Source organism: Azonexus sp., from assembly GCF_047638095.1.
Classification (GTDB): domain Bacteria; phylum Pseudomonadota; class Gammaproteobacteria; order Burkholderiales; family Rhodocyclaceae; genus Azonexus.
Genome location: NZ_JBLJBW010000001.1, coordinates 1 through 17,182 on the forward strand (window position 1 = coordinate 1; position 17,182 = coordinate 17,182).

The 17,182-nt window shown below is 59.0% G+C and carries 22 protein-coding genes; 10 read left to right on the forward strand and 12 right to left on the reverse strand.

All coding sequences use genetic code 11. The annotated features are described in order from the left end of the window. The 7 genes from cutA to ACM62Q_RS00035 form a co-directional block, all read right to left on the reverse strand. Positions 1–314 (reverse strand): divalent-cation tolerance protein CutA (gene cutA, locus ACM62Q_RS00005; protein ID WP_415032915.1); only part of this gene is annotated, 314 nt, incomplete at its 3' end. Positions 315–369: 55 nt separating this feature from the next. Further along, on the reverse strand, positions 370–1,008 hold the full coding sequence (locus ACM62Q_RS00010) for an alpha/beta hydrolase (RefSeq protein WP_415032916.1): 639 nt from the start codon (positions 1,006–1,008) through the stop codon (positions 370–372). Further along, entirely contained in the window at positions 1,005–1,313 is a 309-nt protein-coding gene (locus ACM62Q_RS00015) for a (2Fe-2S) ferredoxin domain-containing protein (RefSeq protein ID WP_415032917.1), read from the reverse strand. Before ACM62Q_RS00015 ends, ACM62Q_RS00010 begins: the two co-directional genes overlap by 4 nt. A 15-nt stretch (positions 1,314–1,328) precedes the next feature. Continuing rightward, a complete protein-coding gene (locus ACM62Q_RS00020; RefSeq protein WP_415032918.1) occupies positions 1,329–2,402 on the reverse strand; it encodes a VanZ family protein in 1,074 nt (357 codons plus the stop codon). A 32-nt stretch (positions 2,403–2,434) separates the two neighbouring features. Further along, positions 2,435–3,925, reverse strand: coding sequence for a sodium:solute symporter family protein (locus ACM62Q_RS00025; RefSeq protein WP_415032919.1), 1,491 nt, complete (start codon positions 3,923–3,925; stop codon positions 2,435–2,437). 42 nt (positions 3,926–3,967) lie between these two features. Continuing rightward, positions 3,968–4,648 (reverse strand): RluA family pseudouridine synthase, encoded by a 681-nt coding sequence (locus tag ACM62Q_RS00030; RefSeq protein WP_415032920.1) that lies wholly within the window; start codon positions 4,646–4,648, stop codon positions 3,968–3,970. Positions 4,649–4,658: 10 nt separating this feature from the next. Further along, positions 4,659–4,853 (reverse strand): hypothetical protein, encoded by a 195-nt coding sequence (locus ACM62Q_RS00035; protein WP_415032921.1) that lies wholly within the window; start codon positions 4,851–4,853, stop codon positions 4,659–4,661. Positions 4,854–5,023: 170 nt separating this feature from the next. Between ACM62Q_RS00035 and recA the strand changes: the two genes are divergently transcribed. From recA to hprK, 7 genes are read left to right on the forward strand one after another with little or no spacing between them, the layout of a single operon-like run. After that, entirely contained in the window at positions 5,024–6,067 is a 1,044-nt protein-coding gene (gene recA, locus ACM62Q_RS00040) for a recombinase RecA (protein ID WP_415032922.1), read from the forward strand. A 1-nt stretch (position 6,068) separates the two neighbouring features. Next, the gene (gene recX, locus ACM62Q_RS00045; RefSeq protein WP_415032923.1) at positions 6,069–6,494 is read left to right on the forward strand and encodes a recombination regulator RecX; all 426 of its coding nucleotides are present in this window, start codon (positions 6,069–6,071) and stop codon (positions 6,492–6,494) included. Next, positions 6,491–7,225 carry an LPS export ABC transporter ATP-binding protein gene (gene lptB, locus ACM62Q_RS00050; RefSeq protein ID WP_415032924.1) on the forward strand — a complete coding sequence of 245 codons (735 nt, stop codon included), beginning with the start codon at positions 6,491–6,493 and terminating at the stop codon, positions 7,223–7,225. The genes recX and lptB overlap by 4 nt, the downstream gene beginning before the upstream one ends. A 15-nt stretch (positions 7,226–7,240) precedes the next feature. Beyond that, complete coding sequence (locus ACM62Q_RS00055; protein ID WP_415032925.1) at positions 7,241–8,686, forward strand: RNA polymerase factor sigma-54; 1,446 nt, start codon at positions 7,241–7,243, stop codon at positions 8,684–8,686. A 15-nt stretch (positions 8,687–8,701) separates the two neighbouring features. Continuing rightward, the gene (gene hpf / locus ACM62Q_RS00060; RefSeq protein ID WP_415032926.1) at positions 8,702–9,025 is read left to right on the forward strand and encodes a ribosome hibernation-promoting factor, HPF/YfiA family; all 324 of its coding nucleotides are present in this window, start codon (positions 8,702–8,704) and stop codon (positions 9,023–9,025) included. Positions 9,026–9,076: 51 nt separating this feature from the next. After that, the gene (ptsN, locus tag ACM62Q_RS00065) at positions 9,077–9,529 is read left to right on the forward strand and encodes a PTS IIA-like nitrogen regulatory protein PtsN (RefSeq protein ID WP_415032927.1); all 453 of its coding nucleotides are present in this window, start codon (positions 9,077–9,079) and stop codon (positions 9,527–9,529) included. Between the two features lie 27 nt (positions 9,530–9,556). Then, complete coding sequence (gene hprK / locus ACM62Q_RS00070) at positions 9,557–10,495, forward strand: HPr(Ser) kinase/phosphatase (protein WP_415032928.1); 939 nt, start codon at positions 9,557–9,559, stop codon at positions 10,493–10,495. Positions 10,496–10,513: 18 nt separating this feature from the next. Here hprK and ACM62Q_RS00075 read toward each other — a convergent pair whose 3' ends face one another. Together ACM62Q_RS00075 and ttcA are read right to left on the reverse strand one after the other, a co-directional pair. Then, complete coding sequence (locus ACM62Q_RS00075) at positions 10,514–11,392, reverse strand: FHA domain-containing protein (RefSeq protein WP_415032929.1); 879 nt, start codon at positions 11,390–11,392, stop codon at positions 10,514–10,516. Positions 11,393–11,442: 50 nt separating this feature from the next. Continuing rightward, positions 11,443–12,333 (reverse strand): tRNA 2-thiocytidine(32) synthetase TtcA, encoded by an 891-nt coding sequence (ttcA, locus tag ACM62Q_RS00080; protein WP_415032930.1) that lies wholly within the window; start codon positions 12,331–12,333, stop codon positions 11,443–11,445. A gap of 111 nt (positions 12,334–12,444) precedes the next feature. Here ttcA and ACM62Q_RS00085 point away from each other — a divergent pair, with 111 nt between their 5' ends. Both ACM62Q_RS00085 and ACM62Q_RS00090 read left to right on the forward strand, forming a co-directional pair. Next, positions 12,445–13,623, forward strand: a complete 1,179-nt coding sequence (locus tag ACM62Q_RS00085) for a class I SAM-dependent methyltransferase (RefSeq protein ID WP_415032931.1) — start codon at positions 12,445–12,447, stop codon at positions 13,621–13,623. 47 nt (positions 13,624–13,670) lie between these two features. Continuing rightward, positions 13,671–13,859 (forward strand): YjfB family protein, encoded by a 189-nt coding sequence (locus tag ACM62Q_RS00090; protein WP_415032932.1) that lies wholly within the window; start codon positions 13,671–13,673, stop codon positions 13,857–13,859. Positions 13,860–13,877: 18 nt separating this feature from the next. On the opposite strand, the gene ACM62Q_RS00095 is transcribed toward ACM62Q_RS00090, so the two are convergent. After that, positions 13,878–14,696, reverse strand: a complete 819-nt coding sequence (locus ACM62Q_RS00095; protein WP_415032933.1) for an alpha/beta hydrolase — start codon at positions 14,694–14,696, stop codon at positions 13,878–13,880. Between the two features lie 56 nt (positions 14,697–14,752). Between ACM62Q_RS00095 and ACM62Q_RS00100 the strand changes: the two genes are divergently transcribed. Further along, on the forward strand, positions 14,753–14,950 hold the full coding sequence (locus tag ACM62Q_RS00100; RefSeq protein ID WP_415032934.1) for a DUF2905 domain-containing protein: 198 nt from the start codon (positions 14,753–14,755) through the stop codon (positions 14,948–14,950). Here the strand turns inward: ACM62Q_RS00100 and ACM62Q_RS00105 are convergent. Both ACM62Q_RS00105 and ACM62Q_RS00110 read right to left on the reverse strand, forming a co-directional pair. After that, complete coding sequence (locus ACM62Q_RS00105) at positions 14,915–16,165, reverse strand: multifunctional CCA addition/repair protein (protein WP_415033023.1); 1,251 nt, start codon at positions 16,163–16,165, stop codon at positions 14,915–14,917. The genes ACM62Q_RS00100 and ACM62Q_RS00105 overlap by 36 nt on opposite strands. A 34-nt stretch (positions 16,166–16,199) precedes the next feature. Continuing rightward, entirely contained in the window at positions 16,200–17,162 is a 963-nt protein-coding gene (locus tag ACM62Q_RS00110) for a complex I NDUFA9 subunit family protein (RefSeq protein WP_415032935.1), read from the reverse strand. Between the last annotated feature and the right edge of the window lie 20 nt (positions 17,163–17,182).

Here is a 17,182-nt window from a genome sequence, read left to right on the forward strand (position 1 = left end):
GACGAGGTTTCTTCCGTCAGCCAGTCCAGATAGGCCGGCAAACCGTGGGTGATGGGCAGGGCGATGATTTCCGGGACCTCGTAGGGGTGCAGTTGCGCGATCCGCGCCTGTACCGCCGGGTAATGCGCGCTGCGGGTCTTGATGAGCAGCGGAATTTCCGTCGCTTCTTCCAGCGCGCCCTGCCAGCGGTAGAGCGAAACGGCCGGGACGAGGAGGCTAACGCAGGCGGCCAGCCGTTCCGTGAGCAGGGCGCGGGCGATGCCGCGCGCCGTTTCGGTATCCGGGCAGTTGGTGAGAACGAGGCAATGGTCCATCGGCAGATTCTACTATCGACCCCAGGCCGCGATGCTTGCCCGTGTGTGACCGTGCTCAGTGCCGCCAGGCGCGGTTGATGATGTCGCGGATCTGATGCAGGCGGCGATGGAAGAAATGATCCGCCCCCGGCACGACGGTCACCGGCAGGTCGTTCGTTTGCGCCCAGGCCAGCACATTGGCGAGCGGCACGGTGGTGTCGGCCGAACCGTGGATAACGAGGGTGTCGTGCGGCACGGCCTCGGTATCGTACTGACGCAGACCTTCGACAAAACCCGCCGCAGTCCCGACCAATACCAGCCGCTGCGCCGGCCGACCGGCATCGGCCAGACGCCGGGCCACTCGCGTCTGGCAATAGGCACCGAAGGAAAAACCGGCCAGCACGACAGGAATATCGCCACAGCGTAATTGCGCATTGTGCAAAACAGCGAGCAAATCATCCGTTTCACCGCGCCCTTCGTCATGCGCGCCTTCGGTGGCGCCGACACCGCGAAAATTCGGCCGAAAGGCGGCATACCCCAGGGCGACGAAGGTTTTGGCCAGCGTATGCGCCACCTTGTTGGTATTGGCCCCGCCGCCGTAGGGGTGCGGATGCGCCACCAGGGCGATGCCGCGCGGCGCATCCGGGCGTTCCATTAAAACCTCGATGCTGCCCACCGGGCCGGCAACCGTAAATTTTTCTTCATGCACCTTCATATTTTCAAACGCTCCACGACACGCCCCTGCACGAGATGCTCTTGGATGATCTCCTCGACATCTTCTTGGTCGACATAGCCGTACCAGGTTTCTTCCGGGTAAACCACCAGCACCGGCCCCTCATCGCAGCGCCCGAGGCAGCCGGCTTTATTGATACGCACCCCGCCCGGACCGTGCATTTTCATTTGGCCGATGCGATCTTTGGCATAGGCAAAAGCATCGCTGCCGCCGCGCGCATGGCAGCAGGGTTCGCCGTTTTCACGCTGATTGGTGCAAATAAAAACATGGTGTTTGAAGTAACTCATCTCGCTCTCCTTGTTTCACGTGGAACGGCCGATGCCGCGTACTGGCCAAAGCGCCAAAAATGGCAGGGCCAAAAGCGGCCACAGGCTGGCCACCAGACGCGTCAAACCGTTGAAATTAAGAAAATGCCCCTGTTGCCAGGCAGCCAAGGCCGCTTGCGAATAAGGATTGAAAGGGGCCAGATTAACCACAGCCGTTCCCGCCAGCAAGGCCAACAAAGCCAATACGGCGGCCGCCCGCAAGGGCAACCAAAGGGTCAGCAACAAGGCCAGGGCGCTGCTTTGCAGCCCGAGTTGCGCCCCCGGCGTCAGCCACTGCCAGGCATCGCCCGGGCTGACGAGTACGGCAGCCGCCAGGGTGCGCACCAGCAAACCCAAAAGCAGAAACAGCGGCACCAGCAAATAGGCTTGCCACCAGCGCGCCAGCAGGCAACGCAACAGCAGCCCGACGGCCAACGCATGACACGCCGTTACCCCCGCTTCGATCACCGAAAAATGCTCCACAGCAAACGGCAAGGGCGGCGTGACATCGAGCAGCTGACGCAGATCGCCCGCGCCAAACAGCAAAATTTCCGGCGACAAAGGCACCATCATCCACAACCCCAGCAAGGTCAATCCCAACTCGCTGTGCGGCAGGGGTGACAACAAGCGCTGCGCGGCCTGCTCCAGACGGCCCAAACTGCGCGGCGCAACGAGCTGCCCAAACACCGCGCCAATCAGCGCACCCAGGGCATTGCAGCTCAAATCGAGATTGGACGGCACCCGGCTGGGCAAGTAGTTCTGCGCGCTTTCCATCGCCAAACTCAATAGCGCACCAAATACTGTGGCCAGCACCAGCGCCGTCGCACGCCCGCGCAGATTACGCAGGCCCAGACAAAGAAAAAAACCCAGGGGTAGATAGACTGCGACGTTGGCCAGCAGATCGAAAGCCGTCCAATAACGCGGCCAGCCCGCGCCGATGAAAGTCCAGACACCAATCCCCGTGCTGCGCCAACCGACAAAGGGGTGCAGACTGCCGTAAACGATCAATGCGCACCAAGCAAACGCCAGGTAACGGGCAAAAACGATGGGGCGGTTTCCGGGAGGGGGCATTGCCCCATTGTACGGGCAAAGCCCGCCCGTGGTCAGTGGCGGTGCGGCACCGTGTGGTGCGTTTCCGCAGCGGCACGATGGTGCAGCGCGGCGTGGGCATCCGGATCGCTGCCTTTATGCCCAACCCACTGCGGCAGCAAGGAGCCGATGATCATGCCGAAAAAACTGACGATCAAACCCAATAACTGTGGCGGCACCAGCCCTTCATCACCGACCAGAATTTCCACCAGAACCCAGGTCGTAATTCCGCCGATACTTGCTGCCAAAGCGCCCTGCGTCGTGCCACGCGCCCAGAACGCACCCATCACCAGCGGCACGAAAGCGCCGGCCAGGGTAACGCGGTAGGCGTTTTCGACCATGTGAAAAATGCTGGAATCCGAATTCAGCGCGAACAAAAGCACACCAAAGGTAAAACAGACGATGGTGATACGCATCAAGCGCAGAAATTCCCGATCGCCCATACCCGGAAAAAAACCGCGCACGATGTTTTCGGCAAACGCCACGGAAGGTGCCAGAAGCGTTGCCGACGAACAACTCATGATCGCCGCCAGCACGGAACCAAAGAAAATCGCCTGGGCAAAGAGCGGCGTATGTTCCAGAACCAGTGTCGGCAATACCAGCTGCGTGTCTTTTGCCATGAGTGCTGTGTATTGCTCCGGATTGATCAAGGTCGCCGAATAGGCGATGAACATCGGCACAAAGGTGAACACGAAATAAATCGAACCACCGATGATCGAGCCCCACAGGGCAATTTTTGCCGTGCGCGCCGAGGTGATGCGCTGAAACACGTCCTGCTGCGGGATCGAACCGAGCATCATGGTCATGCCCGCCCCCAAAAACCCGACCCACTGCCACAAATCCGGTTCCGGGAAAAACTCCAGCTTGCCAGCCGCCGCCGCATGTTCGATCACCGGCATGACGCCGCCGGTCAAGCCGGAAACCAGCCAAGCAATAAACAACATGCCGCCGATGATGATGCCCATTTGCACGAAATCGAGAATCGCCACCGACAACATGCCACCCAGCGTGGTGTAGGTGAGCACGATCAAGGCACCGACGATCATGCCGACTTCCTGACTCACCGCGCCGTCGGTGACGACATTGAAAATCAGGCCGAGCGCCTTGATCTGCGCCGCCACCCAGCCCAGATAAGCGAGCACGATGCACAGGGTGGCCAGCACCTCCACCGTGCGGTTGTAACGCAGGCGGAAGTAATCACCCAAGGTCAGCACATTGAGCTTGTAGAGCTTGCGCGAGAAAAAAATGCCGCCCAGGATCAAACACAAGGAAGCACCGAAGGGATCGGCCACCACCCCGCGCAAGCCCTCCTGAACGAAGGTGGAGGACACGCCAAAAATCGCTTCTGCGCCGAACCAGGTCGCAAACACCGTCGCCGTCACCACCGGCAAAGGCAGATGACGCCCGGCGACCGCAAAATCCTTGGTGGTATGCACACGGGTCGCCGCCAGCAAGCCAATGCCGATCGAAATGACAAGATAAATAACAACGAACCAGATCAGCATGGCACGAGAAAAATATCGGCAAGGGGTTGAAAACGCGGGCGATTATACGGTCAATGCCGGGTGCGCCATGGGAAAAAATGGTGCCGGAGAATGAAAATGCACCCGCCTGTCGCTTTGTGGATGGACAAAGGCCAGTTCACTCGCATGCAGCAGCAGGCGCGGCGCACGCTCTACCGCCGCCCCGGCGTAAAGCTCATCGCCCAAAATGGGGTGACCGAGCGCCGCCAGATGCACCCGCAACTGGTGCGAACGTCCGGTGATCGGCTCCAGCGCCACCAGGCTGCAGTCCTCCTCCAACATCCTCTGCAACACACGATAGCGCGTAAGTGAAGGCTTACCTCGCTGGTAACAGACCATTTGCCGCGGGCGATTGGGCCAGTCGCAAATCAGCGGCAAATCGATTTCGCCCTGATCCTCCTGCACCCATCCGGCCACCACGGCGAGATAGCGTTTTTCCACCGCCCGCTCGCGAAACAGCCGATACATGGCCTGCTGCATGGCCGCGCCACGCGCCACCACGAGCAGGCCGGAGGTGGACATGTCGAGGCGGTGCGCGATCTGCGCCTCCGGATACTCCCCTTGCAGACGCTGGATCACACAATCCTGCTTGTCCGGCCCGCGTCCTGGTACGGACAAAAGGCCGGACGGCTTATTCACGACGATCAAGCCTGCATCAGAATGACAAATTTCCAGCGGACCGACGGGCGGTTGATAACAACTCACGCTTTTCCCCTCATGGCTTGCCCATTTCCTGACAGCGCGCATCGCGATACGGCTGGCGCAATTTTGTCCACGCCGGCCCCGGGCTGGTTTGCTGGCAAATAAGCCGTTGATTGAGCTGGCTCGACCACCAATACCAGGCCGCCGGCTTGGCCTGCAGCGCATCCTGCGGAATCAATAGCAAGAGAAAAAGAGAAAGCACGCGCATTGCATTGTCTTGAAGATAAAATACTGTATAGTTGTACAGTGTTTTGAAGAACCCCCTGCTCTCAGCGCATGATCAAGCGCGTCTTTTCGGGGCTTTCCGAAGCTACCAGCAATTTTTATTCCATTTTCGGCCCCTGTGCCATAATTCACTCAATTTTTTGAGGTCATACCATGGACGACAACAAGGCAAAGGCGCTCGCTGCGGCGCTGCAACAGATCGAAAAACAGTTTGGCAAAGGCTCCATCATGAAGATGGGTGATGCCGAGATCGACGAAGGCTTGCAGGTGGTGTCCACCGGTTCGCTCGGTCTGGACCTGGCGCTTGGGGTCGGCGGTCTGCCGCGCGGCCGGGTGGTGGAAATCTACGGCCCGGAATCTTCCGGTAAAACCACCCTGTGTCTGCAAGTCGTCGCCGAAATGCAGAAACTGGGCGGCACGGCGGCCTTCATCGACGCCGAGCACGCACTCGATCCACAATACGCACAAAAGCTCGGCGTCAATGTTAACGAGCTCCTCATCTCGCAACCGGACACCGGCGAGCAGGCACTGGAAATCGCCGACATGCTGGTGCGCTCCGGTTCGGTGGACATCATCGTCATCGACTCGGTGGCCGCGCTCACCCCGCGCGCCGAAATCGAAGGCGACATGGGCGACCAGATGGTCGGCCTGCACGCCCGCCTGATGAGCCAGGCGCTCAGAAAACTCACCGCCAACATCAAAAAAACCAACACCCTGGTCATCTTCATCAACCAGATCCGCATGAAGATCGGCGTCATGTTCGGCTCGCCGGAAACCACCACCGGCGGCAATGCACTCAAGTTCTACGCCTCGGTGCGCATGGACATCCGCCGCATCGGCGGCATCAAGAAGGGCGACGAGGTGATCGGCAACGAAACCCGGGTGAAGGTCGTCAAGAACAAGGTGTCGCCGCCATTTCGCGAAGCAATTTTCGACATCCTCTACGGCGAGGGCATTTCGCGCGAAGGGGAAATCATCGAACTGGGTGTTGCCCACAAATTCATCGATAAATCCGGTGCCTGGTATGCCTACAACGGTGAAAAAATCGGCCAAGGCAAGGATAACGCGCGTGAATTCCTGAAATCCCGCCCGGAAATCGCCCAGGAAATCGAAGCCAAGGTGCGCGCGGCCGTTGCCGCCGGCAGTAAAACAGAAAAACCGGTCAAGGGCGGCAGTGCAGCACAAAACGATAGCTGAATTGCGCCAGCGTGCACTCACTTGCCTGGCCCGGCGTGACTACAGCCGGGCCGAGTTGCACGCCAAACTGCGCTCCGATGCAGAAGATGAAGAAACGCTCACATGCCTGCTCGATCGCCTTGAAAGTGAGCACCTGCTCTGCGACCAACGCTACGCCAATCAGCGTATCAATGCGCGCGCCGCACGTTACGGCGACATGCGTCTACGTCAAGAATTACGTCAGCGCGGCATCTGCGAAAGCGACATCAGCGCCGCCCTGCCCGAAGCGGGCGATGAAACGCAGCGCTGTCGCACACTCTGGGAAAAAAAATTCGGCGCGCTGCCGCAAACGCAGACAGAGCGTGCCAAACAGCTGCGTTTCCTGCAATATCGCGGCTTTTCCCATGCTGCCATACAGGCAGTGCTGCGTTACGGAGAAGAGGTATGACGCATACCAGCGCTACGCTTGCTGCCCACAACCTGAAAAAAAGCTACAAATCGCGCACCGTCGTTGAGGATGTCTCCTTCAGCGTGCGTTCTGGCGAAGTCGTCGGCCTGCTCGGCCCCAACGGTGCCGGCAAAACCACCTGCTTTTACATGGTCGTCGGTCTGGTCATGGCGGACGCCGGTGAAGTCACGATCGACGAGGCACGCCTCTCGCATCAGGCCATGCATACGCGGGCACGCCAGGGTTTGTCCTATTTGCCGCAGGAAGCCTCGGTATTTCGTAAGCTCAATGTCGAAGAAAACATCCTCGCCGTGCTCGAACTACAAACCTTGAGCAAGGCCGATCAACACGCCCAACTGGAAACCCTGCTCGAAGAATTGCACATCGGCCACATCCGCCACATCAACGCGGCCGCGCTCTCGGGCGGCGAACGTCGGCGCGTGGAAATTGCCCGCGCCCTTGCCACCAACCCGCGTTTCATTTTGCTCGATGAACCTTTTGCCGGCGTAGATCCGATTGCCGTACTGGAAATTCAAAAAATCATCCGTTTTCTCAAAGAACGCAATATCGGCGTCCTCATCACCGACCACAACGTGCGCGAAACCCTGGGCATCTGCGATCACGCAGTAATCATCAACGCCGGCCACGTACTCGCCTCCGGTACGCCAGCTGAGATCGTCGCCAATGAAAGCGTGCGCCAGGTTTATCTCGGCGAGCATTTCCGCCTCTAAAATGGCGCGCACGGCATGAAACCTGTCCTGCAACTCAAGCTCTCGCAAAGCCTGACGCTGACGCCGCAGCTGCAGCAAGCCATCAAGCTCTTGCAGATGTCCACCTTGGAAATGGAGCAGGAAATCGAACGGGTGCTGCTCGAAAACCCCTTGCTCGAGCGCAACGAAGACAGCGAATTTCCTGTCACGGCAAACAGCGAATTCAATAGCCCCCTCAGTGCATCCGCGACAAGCGCCGAAAGCACAGCGGCCGACGAACAAAGCCAGCTGCCAGAGAGCCCGGCCGATGTCGAGGACGATCGTTGGCTGCAAGATGCCGGCAGTTTCAGCGGTGCCGGGCGCGACGAAGAAGACGACCGCGACGCACAAGACACCCACGCCGGAACCGTCAGCCTGCGCGAACACTTAAGTTGGCAGCTCGGGCTGACCCAGCTCAACGAGCGCGATCGCAGCCTGGTACGTTTTCTCATCGAAGCCTTGAACGATGACGGCTACCTCAGCGCCCCGCTCGAAGAGTTACTCGACAGCTTGCCTCGGGACTACGCCATCGAGTTGCAAGAACTGGAAATTGCCCTGCGCCAGCTGCAAAATTTCGACCCGCCGGGCATAGGCGCACGCGATTTACGCGAATGTCTGCTGCTGCAGCTGAAAGATCGCAGCGGCGACCCCGCCTGCGCCCTCGCACAAGAAATCGCCGATCAGCATCTCGATGTCCTCGCCGCGCGCGACTTTGCCCGTCTGCGCCGCCTCACCCGGCAAAAAGATGAAGCCATCAAAGCGGCACAAACCCTGATCGTCAGCCTCAATCCGCGCCCGGGGGCCGCCTACGCGAGTCTGGAGGCGCGCTACATCCTGCCCGATGTCGTAGTCAAAAAACTCAAAGGGCAATGGGTGGCCTATACCAACCCCGATGCCTTTCCCCGCTTGCGCATCAACCGCCTCTATGCTGACATTCTCGCCAAACAGCGGCGCGGTGACGGCAAACTCAGTGGCCAGCTGCAAGAAGCACGCTGGATGATTAAAAACGTGCAACAGCGCTACGACACCATCTTGCGCGTCAGCCAGACCATCGTCGAGCGTCAGCGGCAATTTTTCGAGCACGGCGAAATTGCCATGCGCCCGCTCATTCTGCGCGAAATTGCCGAAGAGCTCGACTTGCATGAATCGACCATTTCGCGCGTCACCAACCAAAAATACATGGCGACGCCGCGCGGCATTTTCGAGTTGAAGTATTTTTTTGGCAGCCACGTGGCGACCGAAGCGGGCGGTGCCTGCTCATCTACCGCAACGCGGGCGCTCATCAAGCAGTTGATTTCAAACGAGAGCAGCAAGAAGCCCTTGTCGGACAGCAAAATATCCGAAATACTAGGCCAACAGGGAATCGTGGTTGCTCGACGAACGGTTGCCAAATACCGGGAATCGCTTAACATCCCGCCGACCAATTTACGTAAGACCCTGTAGAACGAGGAGAGAAATATGAATCTGCAAATCAGCGGTCATCACATCGAAGTGACAGCAGCCCTGCGCGAGTATGTGGAAAACAAACTAGACCCCGTCGTGCGTCACTTTGACAAGGTCATCGGTGTAAACGTCGTACTCGCGGTGGAAAAACTCAAACAAAAAGCCGAAGTCACCGTACATGTGCCGGGCAAAGACATTCACGTTGAAGAAGCCGGCGACGATTTATACGCCGCCATCGATGCCTTGTTCGACAAACTGGACCGTCAGGTACAGAAATACAAGCAAAAAATGCAAGATCATCGGCGCGGCGACAAAGCTGCCCAGCATATCGACGAGTGATCTTTTCGTGACAAACCGCACCAATCGGTGCGGTTTTTTGCTTTCTGAGCCATGAATTCCATCAGCCAAATCCTGTCTGCCGATCAGATTCTTCTGGATCTTGAAGCGAGCAGTAAAAAACGTGTTTTTGAACATGCCGGCATGCTCTTCGAGCAAAAGCTCGGCATGCCGCGTTCCAGCATCTTTGATAGCCTGTTTGCCCGGGAAAAACTCGGTTCCACCGGCCTGGGTCAAGGTATCGCCATCCCCCACGGCCGCCTCAAAGGCCTCAAGCAGGCCGCCGGCGCGGTGATACGCCTGCAAACGGCGATTCCTTTCGACTCGCCGGACGGCAAACCGGTCACCCTGCTTTTTGTCCTGCTCGTGCCGGAACAGGCTACTGAGGAGCATCTGCAAATCCTGTCCGAGCTGGCGCAGCGTTTCTCCGACCGCGCTTTCCGGGAAAAACTGCAGCAGGCCGCAGACGCCGCCAGCGTGCTCGCCTTGTTTGGCGACACCTGTTGATTCCACCCAAATCACTAAGCCTGCCGCATGCGCACGCTCTCTCTCGACCAACTCTTTGAAGATAACCGCGAAGCGCTGCTACTGAACTGGCTGTTCGGTCACCGCACCGATCGTCAGGTCGAGCTGAAATCACTCAGCGCCTATGGCGCAGATGTCGTCGGTCACATCAACGTGATTCACCCCGAGCGCCTGCAAGTCATTGGGCAGGCGGAATACGAATGGGCCTTGCGCATTGGCGAGCGACGTTTTACCCAGTTGTTCAACGAGCTTCTGGCGGCCAGCACGCCGGCCGTTATCGTCGCCGATGGGCTGAAACCGCCGGAATTCATGGTCAAAGCCTGCCTGGAGGCGGGTGTGCCGATGATACTTTCGCCCAAGCTTTGCTCGGCGGTGATCGATCAGCTGCGCATTTATCTTTCGGCGACGCTGGCCGACACCGTCAACATGCACGGTGTTTTCATGGACGTACTCGGCATGGGCGTCTTGATTACCGGCGATTCTGGTGTTGGCAAATCGGAATTGGCGCTGGAACTGATTTCGCGCGGCCATGGCCTGGTCGCCGACGACGTCGTGGAAATGGCCCGCGTCACGCCCAGCACCATCGAGGGGCGCTGCCCGGGCATGCTGCGTGATTTTCTGGAAGTGCGTGGTCTGGGATTACTCAATATCCGCACGATTTTTGGCGAAACGGCTTCGCGCATGAAAATGCGCTTGAAGCTCATCGTCCACCTGCAGCGCCCGCACAATGCTGCCGATGCACCGCGTTTGCCGCTGGATGCACAAAACCAGGACGTGCTCGGCGTGCCGATCCGTAAAGTGGTGATTCCCGTGGCTGCCGGGCGTAACCTCGCGGTGCTGCTGGAAGCCGCGGTACGCAACACCATCTTGCAATTTCGCGGCATCGATTCGATGCAAGATTTCATCGAGCGGCAAACCCGCTGCATGCAGAACGACAGCGCTGACTGACTACGCGCCGCACCGTGCTCAGAGGTGCTCGAACTCCAGACATTGCGCCCGCACATCGTTGATCGTGCTGCCTAAGCAAATTTTCCCGCTGCCTTCGAGCAAGACATCGTGGCGACGCACCAGAATTTCCTGACGCCCGCGCATGCTGAGAAAACTGCCATTGGTGCTCGTATCCACCAGATAAAAACCGTCGCTGCGCCGCTCGATGCGCGCATGGTGACGAGAAATCCGGCGGTCATCGGCAATGATGTTGCAACTGGTGTCGCGCCCGATGTTCAGCACCTGCAGCTGCGCATTGACGAGATAAATCTGTTCCTGATAACGCAGGCATAAACGGGAGTTTTCATCAAAAACCGGTGCCAGATCCGCCGGCGGCAGGCTACTTCCGGCATGCGGCCAGGCCAACTTGAACGGCGGAAAACCGCCCTGTTCGCCAGCCAAGCGGCGTTCGCTCAAGGGGGAGAAATGCAGATTGTGCTGGCCTTGCAAGTGCTTTCCCAATACCGCATCGCAAACAATTTCACCGCTCCCCGCCAAGGCCGCCAGGCGCAGGGCTTGTGTCACTCGGTCGCTTTCGAGCTGGGCAGCCTCGCCGGCCGTTGCCAAAGCGATGCGTAAACTCAGTTTATGCCCGGAAATCGGCGGCAGGTCGGCGACCCGTTGCTGCATGTCGATCGCCGCATGACACGCCGCCTCGGCCTGACTGAAACGCGCCAGTAATTCATCGCCAACCACCTGCTGAATCCTGCCATTTTGCCCTTCGATCGAGCGGGTCACGCGCTTGAGGCAACGATCGATCGCGCGCTCCGCTTCCTGATCGTTCAAGCGCTGATGCAAAGAAGCACTGCCGGTAATGTCGGCAATCATGAAAATACTGGCGGTATGTGCTTCTGACATGCGAAATTTAGAAAGAAAAAAGGGAAACAGCCTTGATTATACGATCCAAATCAAGACACTGGGGGCATGCAGGCAGGGGTTTGCTGAACCGGCAAAGCACTAAAAACGGGATAGTCGACACTGTCAAAAGCAATATCCCCTTCGCTGACCGGCGTATCCAAGGTCAAACCACGAAAATCGAACAAGGCGTTATCGCCCAGGTGCGAAGGGACCACGTTTTGCAGTGCCGTAAGCACGGCTTCGGTGCGCCCGGGATAGCGACGATCCCAGTCCTGCATCATTTCGCGCACCTTCTGTCGCTGCATGTTTTCCTGCGAGCCGCACAGATTGCAAGGAATCAAGGGGTAATCCATGCCCCGGGCAAACTTGGCGATATCGCTTTCGGCACAGTAGGCCAAGGGGCGAATGACGATGTGCGCTTTGTCGTCGGTGACGAGCTTAGGCGGCATGGCTTTCAGCTTGCCGCCGAACAAGAGGTTGAGGAACAGGGTGTGCACCATGTCGTCGCGGTGATGCCCCAGGGCGATTTTATTTGCGCCCAATTCCTTTGCCGTACGATAAATAATGCCCCGGCGCAGGCGTGAGCACAGGGAGCAGGTGGTTTTTCCTGCGGGAATTTTGTCTTTTACGATGGAATAGGTATCGGCTTCGATAATCCGGTAGTCGATCCCCAAAGAGGCAAAATAATTGGGCAGAATCTCGGCCGGAAACCCGGGCTGTTTCTGGTCGAGATTCATCGCAATCAGCTTGAATTTAATTGGCGCACGCTGCTGCAGCGCCATGAGCATGGACAGCAAGGTGTAAGAATCTTTGCCGCCGGAGCAACACACCAGCACCACATCGCCATCCTCGATCATGTTGTAGTCGATAATGGCCTTGCCGGTACGGCTTTCCAGTTGTTTGCGCAGCTTTTGCAAGGTGCCGGAGAGTTGGTTCGTCATAATGTGCGCACGAAAACACGAAAAGCGCAGAGTGTACCCGCAAGCACGGGGATGCCGACACCCCGCAAGCGCACTCTCGTAAAATACCTCCTTTCTCCCCGACCGCCCCCCATGTCCCCACACCCTGCACTCCCTATTCCAGAGGCAGCCGCCCTCGCGCACAGTCAAGCCGTTTTTTCCCATCTCCTGGAAAAAATCCACGCGCAAGGCGGTTGGCTGCCTTTCGCCGATTTCATGGCCGAATTGCTCTACGCGCCTGGCTTGGGCTACTACGCGGCAGGCGCACAAAAATTTGGCACGGCGGGCGATTTCACGACGGCACCGGAAATGACGCCGCTTTTTGCGCAAGCACTCGCCGCCCAGGTCGCGCAAATCATGGCGGCGTCGCAAGCGCAAATCATTGAAGTCGGTGCCGGATCGGGGCGCTTGGCGGCTGACCTGCTCATTGCCCTCGAAGCGCTCGGCTGCCTGCCACAACGCTACGCCATTCTTGAGCTTTCTCCAGAACTGCAGGCGCGCCAGCGCGCCACCTTGACAGCACTGGCACCACAATTTCTGCCGCGTATAGATTGGCTCGATCAACTTCCAGAACGCTTCTCCGGCGTGGTACTGGCCAATGAATTGCTCGATGCCCTGCCTGTTCATCTGGTGAAATGGCAGGCTGAAACAATTTACGAGCGCGGCGTCAGCCTGGGGAGTGATGGACGTTTCACGTGGAACGACCGCCCCGCCCAAGGCAATCTGCGCCTGGCCGCAGAAGAACTCGCCGAGCAACACGGGCTCGCCTCCCTGCCCGACGATTATCTTTCAGAGATTGGCCTCCAAGCCCGGGGCTGGGCTGCTGCCTGGGCAGAGCGTTTGACTCAAGGGGCGCTGCTCCTCATCGACTACGGCTTTCCGGCGCACGAGTTCTATCACCCACAGCGCAACACCGGCACCCTGATGTGCCACTACCGCCACCACGCCCATGCCGACCCGTTTTACCTACCGGGCTTGCAGGATGTCACGGCGCACGTCGATTTCACGGCCATCATCGCCGCCGCCCACACCAGCGGCCTGGAGTTGCTCGGCTATACCCACCAAGGGCAATTTTTGCTGAATTGCGGCATTTTGCAGGCGCTCTCACGCATTCCAGAACAAACTCCCGCCTACTATCGCGCCGCCAGTGCCGTCGGCAAGCTGACCCTGCCGCACGAAATGGGCGAGCTGTTCAAGGTCGTGGCGCTGGGCCGTGGCATCGATGCGGATTTGCTGGGTTTTACCCGAGGCGACCAGAGCCACCGCCTGTAAAACTGGAGGTATACTGAAAGCCGTACCCAGTTGCAGCGGAGCCTGCCATGAATATTCCTGCCATCAATAGCACCGTCAGTGCCCTCAGCCAGTCCTCGACGCCCGATGCCGTCAATATTCTGGTGCTGAAAAAAGCGATTGCCCTGGAAGGCCGCGCCGCCCTGCAGCTGCTGGAGGCCATTCCTGCCCCGAGTAATCCGGCGCATCTGGGTAACACCGTCGACAGCTTTGCCTGAGGCGGCCGCGCGGAAAAATCAGTTTTCCAGTTCTTGCAGCCAGTTTTCCACCAGGCCCGCCGCAGCGGGCCAGTTTTTTTCGTGGGTAATGGCATGCCCCATGCCGGGCAGGATATGGCAGGGCTCACCATAGGTTTGCGCCGTGGTTTGCACGAGAAAGGCCGGCACCAGCACGTCGTGCTGCGCGCCGACGATGAGCATGGGCGGGCGGCGCATGTGCAACAGATTGGGCAGGCTGAACATCGACATATCCCAAATCGCGCGCTGCGACTCGTTCTGCATACGACTCAACCAGCTTTCCAGCATGGCTTCGTCCGCCTCGCCCGCAAACAAGGCTTCGCGCACGGTCTCCGTGTCGGTGTAGTTGCCGGCCAGGATGCGGTTGAGCTCGAGAAAAATGCCCGGTTTCTGCAGCATGAGATGAAACTGCGCTGCCACCAGACCTTGCGGCGGCACCGAGCAGAGCAGCGCGACGGCGCGCGCCGGATGGTGCTCAAGATATTTCTGGGCGATGAAACCGCCCATCGAGTGACCGATCAGCACCGGATCGATGGCCAAAGCCTGCACCACACAGCGCACATCATCGACGTAATCGGCCACAGACAGCCAGTTGATCTGCTCATGGCCGCTGCTGCCGCCATGGCCGCGCAGGGAAAGGGCGTGGCAGGGGTAACCCGCCGCCGCGAAATACGGCATGAAGGTTTCCGTCCACATCCAGCCACCGGCAAAGGCACCGTGGATGAAGAGCAGTGGCGGGCGTTGGCGGGCGTTTTTTGCGGCTTCGGGCAGGCAGGAAAAAACTTCGCGCCCGGCGATCTGTTGGCTAGTGATTTGCATGGTCGGCTCTTGTGCTCGGTCGTATGGTGTAATGCGCGCTTCCGAGGGAGGCTGCAATGTTGAAATGGGTGTTGACCCTGGTGCTGGCGATTTTTCTACTGGGCATCCTGACGCCACATCTGGCCCGCTTCATTCGCTTCGGTCAACTTCCGGGGGATTTCAAATGGCGCATGGGCGGGCGCGACTACCGTTTTCCCATTGCCAGCATTCTTTTGTTCTCATGTCTGCTCTGGCTCCTCGGACGTATTTTGTAAAACGGCGCGCACGGCGGCGATACGCGCACGGCGGATACGCTCCGGAATGCTGGCGCAAGAAGTGCTGGCCACGGCAATTTCTCCCGCATTGACCGAACGCACCGCTTGCAACAGGGTTTGCAAATAGGCACGCTGGGGGTAGGGGCGATCTTCCCAGCCCAGGCGGCCATTAAAATCGCACTGACAGGCGGCGAGCAGTTCGGCAAAACGCTGCGGGCGGCGCAGGGCATCGCAACGTTCCAGCAGATCGACCACGGTACTGGCCTTCAGTTCGTGCGCGCGATGCACATTGCCATGTTCGCGCGCCACCAAAACCGCCAACTCGCGACACTCGTTGGGCACGCGCAGGCGCTGGCTCATGCTTTTGCACAAATTGACGCTGCGCCCTTCATGACCGTGGTGGCGCGGCAAGAGCTCAGCGGGCGTGCTCGCCTTGCCCAAATCGTGACAAAGCGCGGCATAGCGCACACTCAAAGAATGGGCGTGGCGGGCGGCCTGATCGATCACCATCAGGGTATGTACGCCCGCGTCGATTTCCGGGTGGTATTCCGCCCGCTGTGGCACGCCGAACAAGGCGTCCACTTCTGGCAAAAGCCGCGCCAGCGCACCACATTCGCGCAACACCTCGAACATGCGTGAAGGTTTGGCTTCCTGCAATCCCTTGGCCAACTCCTGCCACACCCGCTCCGCCACCAAATGATCGACTTCGCCCGCCTGCACCATGGCGCGCATCAGCGCCACAGTTTCCTTGGCAATGCTGAAATCAGAAAAACGGGCGGCAAACCGGGCCAGGCGCAAAATACGCACGGGGTCTTCGGCAAAAGCCGGGCCGACGTGGCGCAATACCCGATCGCGCAGATCGCGCTGGCCGCCAAACGGATCGATGATGTTGCCGCAACTGTCGCGCGCCATGGCATTGATGCTCAAATCGCGACGGGCCAAATCCTGTGTCAAGCTGACATCGGGTGCGGCATGAAAGGTAAAGCCATGATAGCCGCGCCCGCTTTTGCGTTCGGTGCGGGCCAAAGCATATTCAGCCTGGGTGTGCGGGTGGAGGAAAACCGGAAAATCCTTACCCACCGGGCGAAAACCTGCGGCCAACATGATTTCCGGGCTCGCGCCGACGACGACGAAATCCTCATCGTCACTCACCCGGCCCAACAAGGCATCGCGCACGGCACCGCCAACAGAAAAAACCTGCGCCCCGGCGGGCAGGCCGAGAGCATCTCCCGGCGTCTGCGCCTTTGATTCAGCGTCCGGCACGGAAACGGAAGCTGTCGAGTTTGCCTCGCGGGGTGTTTTGCGCAATATAGGTCGGGGCAACCGCCTCCAGCGCCGCCGGCTGCCAATGTGCAGGTTTTTGCGACTGCGCCCCAGCCACGCTATCGACCTGCATCGAACGCAGGTTGTCCGGCGATAACATCGGCTTGGGCAAGAGCCACAGTAAACCGGCCTGCAAATAAGCCCAACCTTCAGACAAGGGCAGGATACGCGCCTGGCTGCCGCACAAGCGCGCGGTGTAATCGACGAGTTCGCGCAGGGTATAGACTTGCGGGCCGGTCAGTTCGTAGGTTTGCCCATAGGTACTGACATCGGTTAGCGCATCAACGAAGGCGTCGGCCACATCCGCCGCCCACACCGGCTGGAAACGCGCCTGACCGAAACCCAGAGGAAAAACGGGGGCGCATTTGAGTACCTTGGCGAAACTGTTCAGAAAGCTATCGCCCAAACCGAAAATGACCGAGGGACGGAAGATGGTCACGTCCAGGTCATTGCGCGCCGCCCAAACAATGGCCTCGCCCTCGCCTTTGGAGGCCAAATACTCGGAGGGCCCCTTGGGATCGGCCTGTAAAGCGCTCATGTGCAACAAACGCCGCACACCGCTCGCCCGGCAAGCGGCAAGAATTTTTTTCGGCAATTCGACGTGCGCCTGGGCAAAATCGTCGCTATAGGGCAGTTTGACGTCACGGCTATGCAGCACACCGACCAAATTGATCACCGCATCTTGTCCCTGCAGCAAACGGGCCAATGTTTCCGGGCAGTGAATATCGGCTTCCGGCATCGTCACGCCAGGCTGAATGATCAGCGCTTTGGTGCGCTCACGCCGGCGTGTCGGCACGGTGACTTCGATACCCCGTTGGGCCAGACGGTTAACGATATAGGTGCCGACAAAACCGCTCCCACCCAGCAGCAGAACTTTTTTGATGCTCATCAGAAACCCCGCAAACGTCA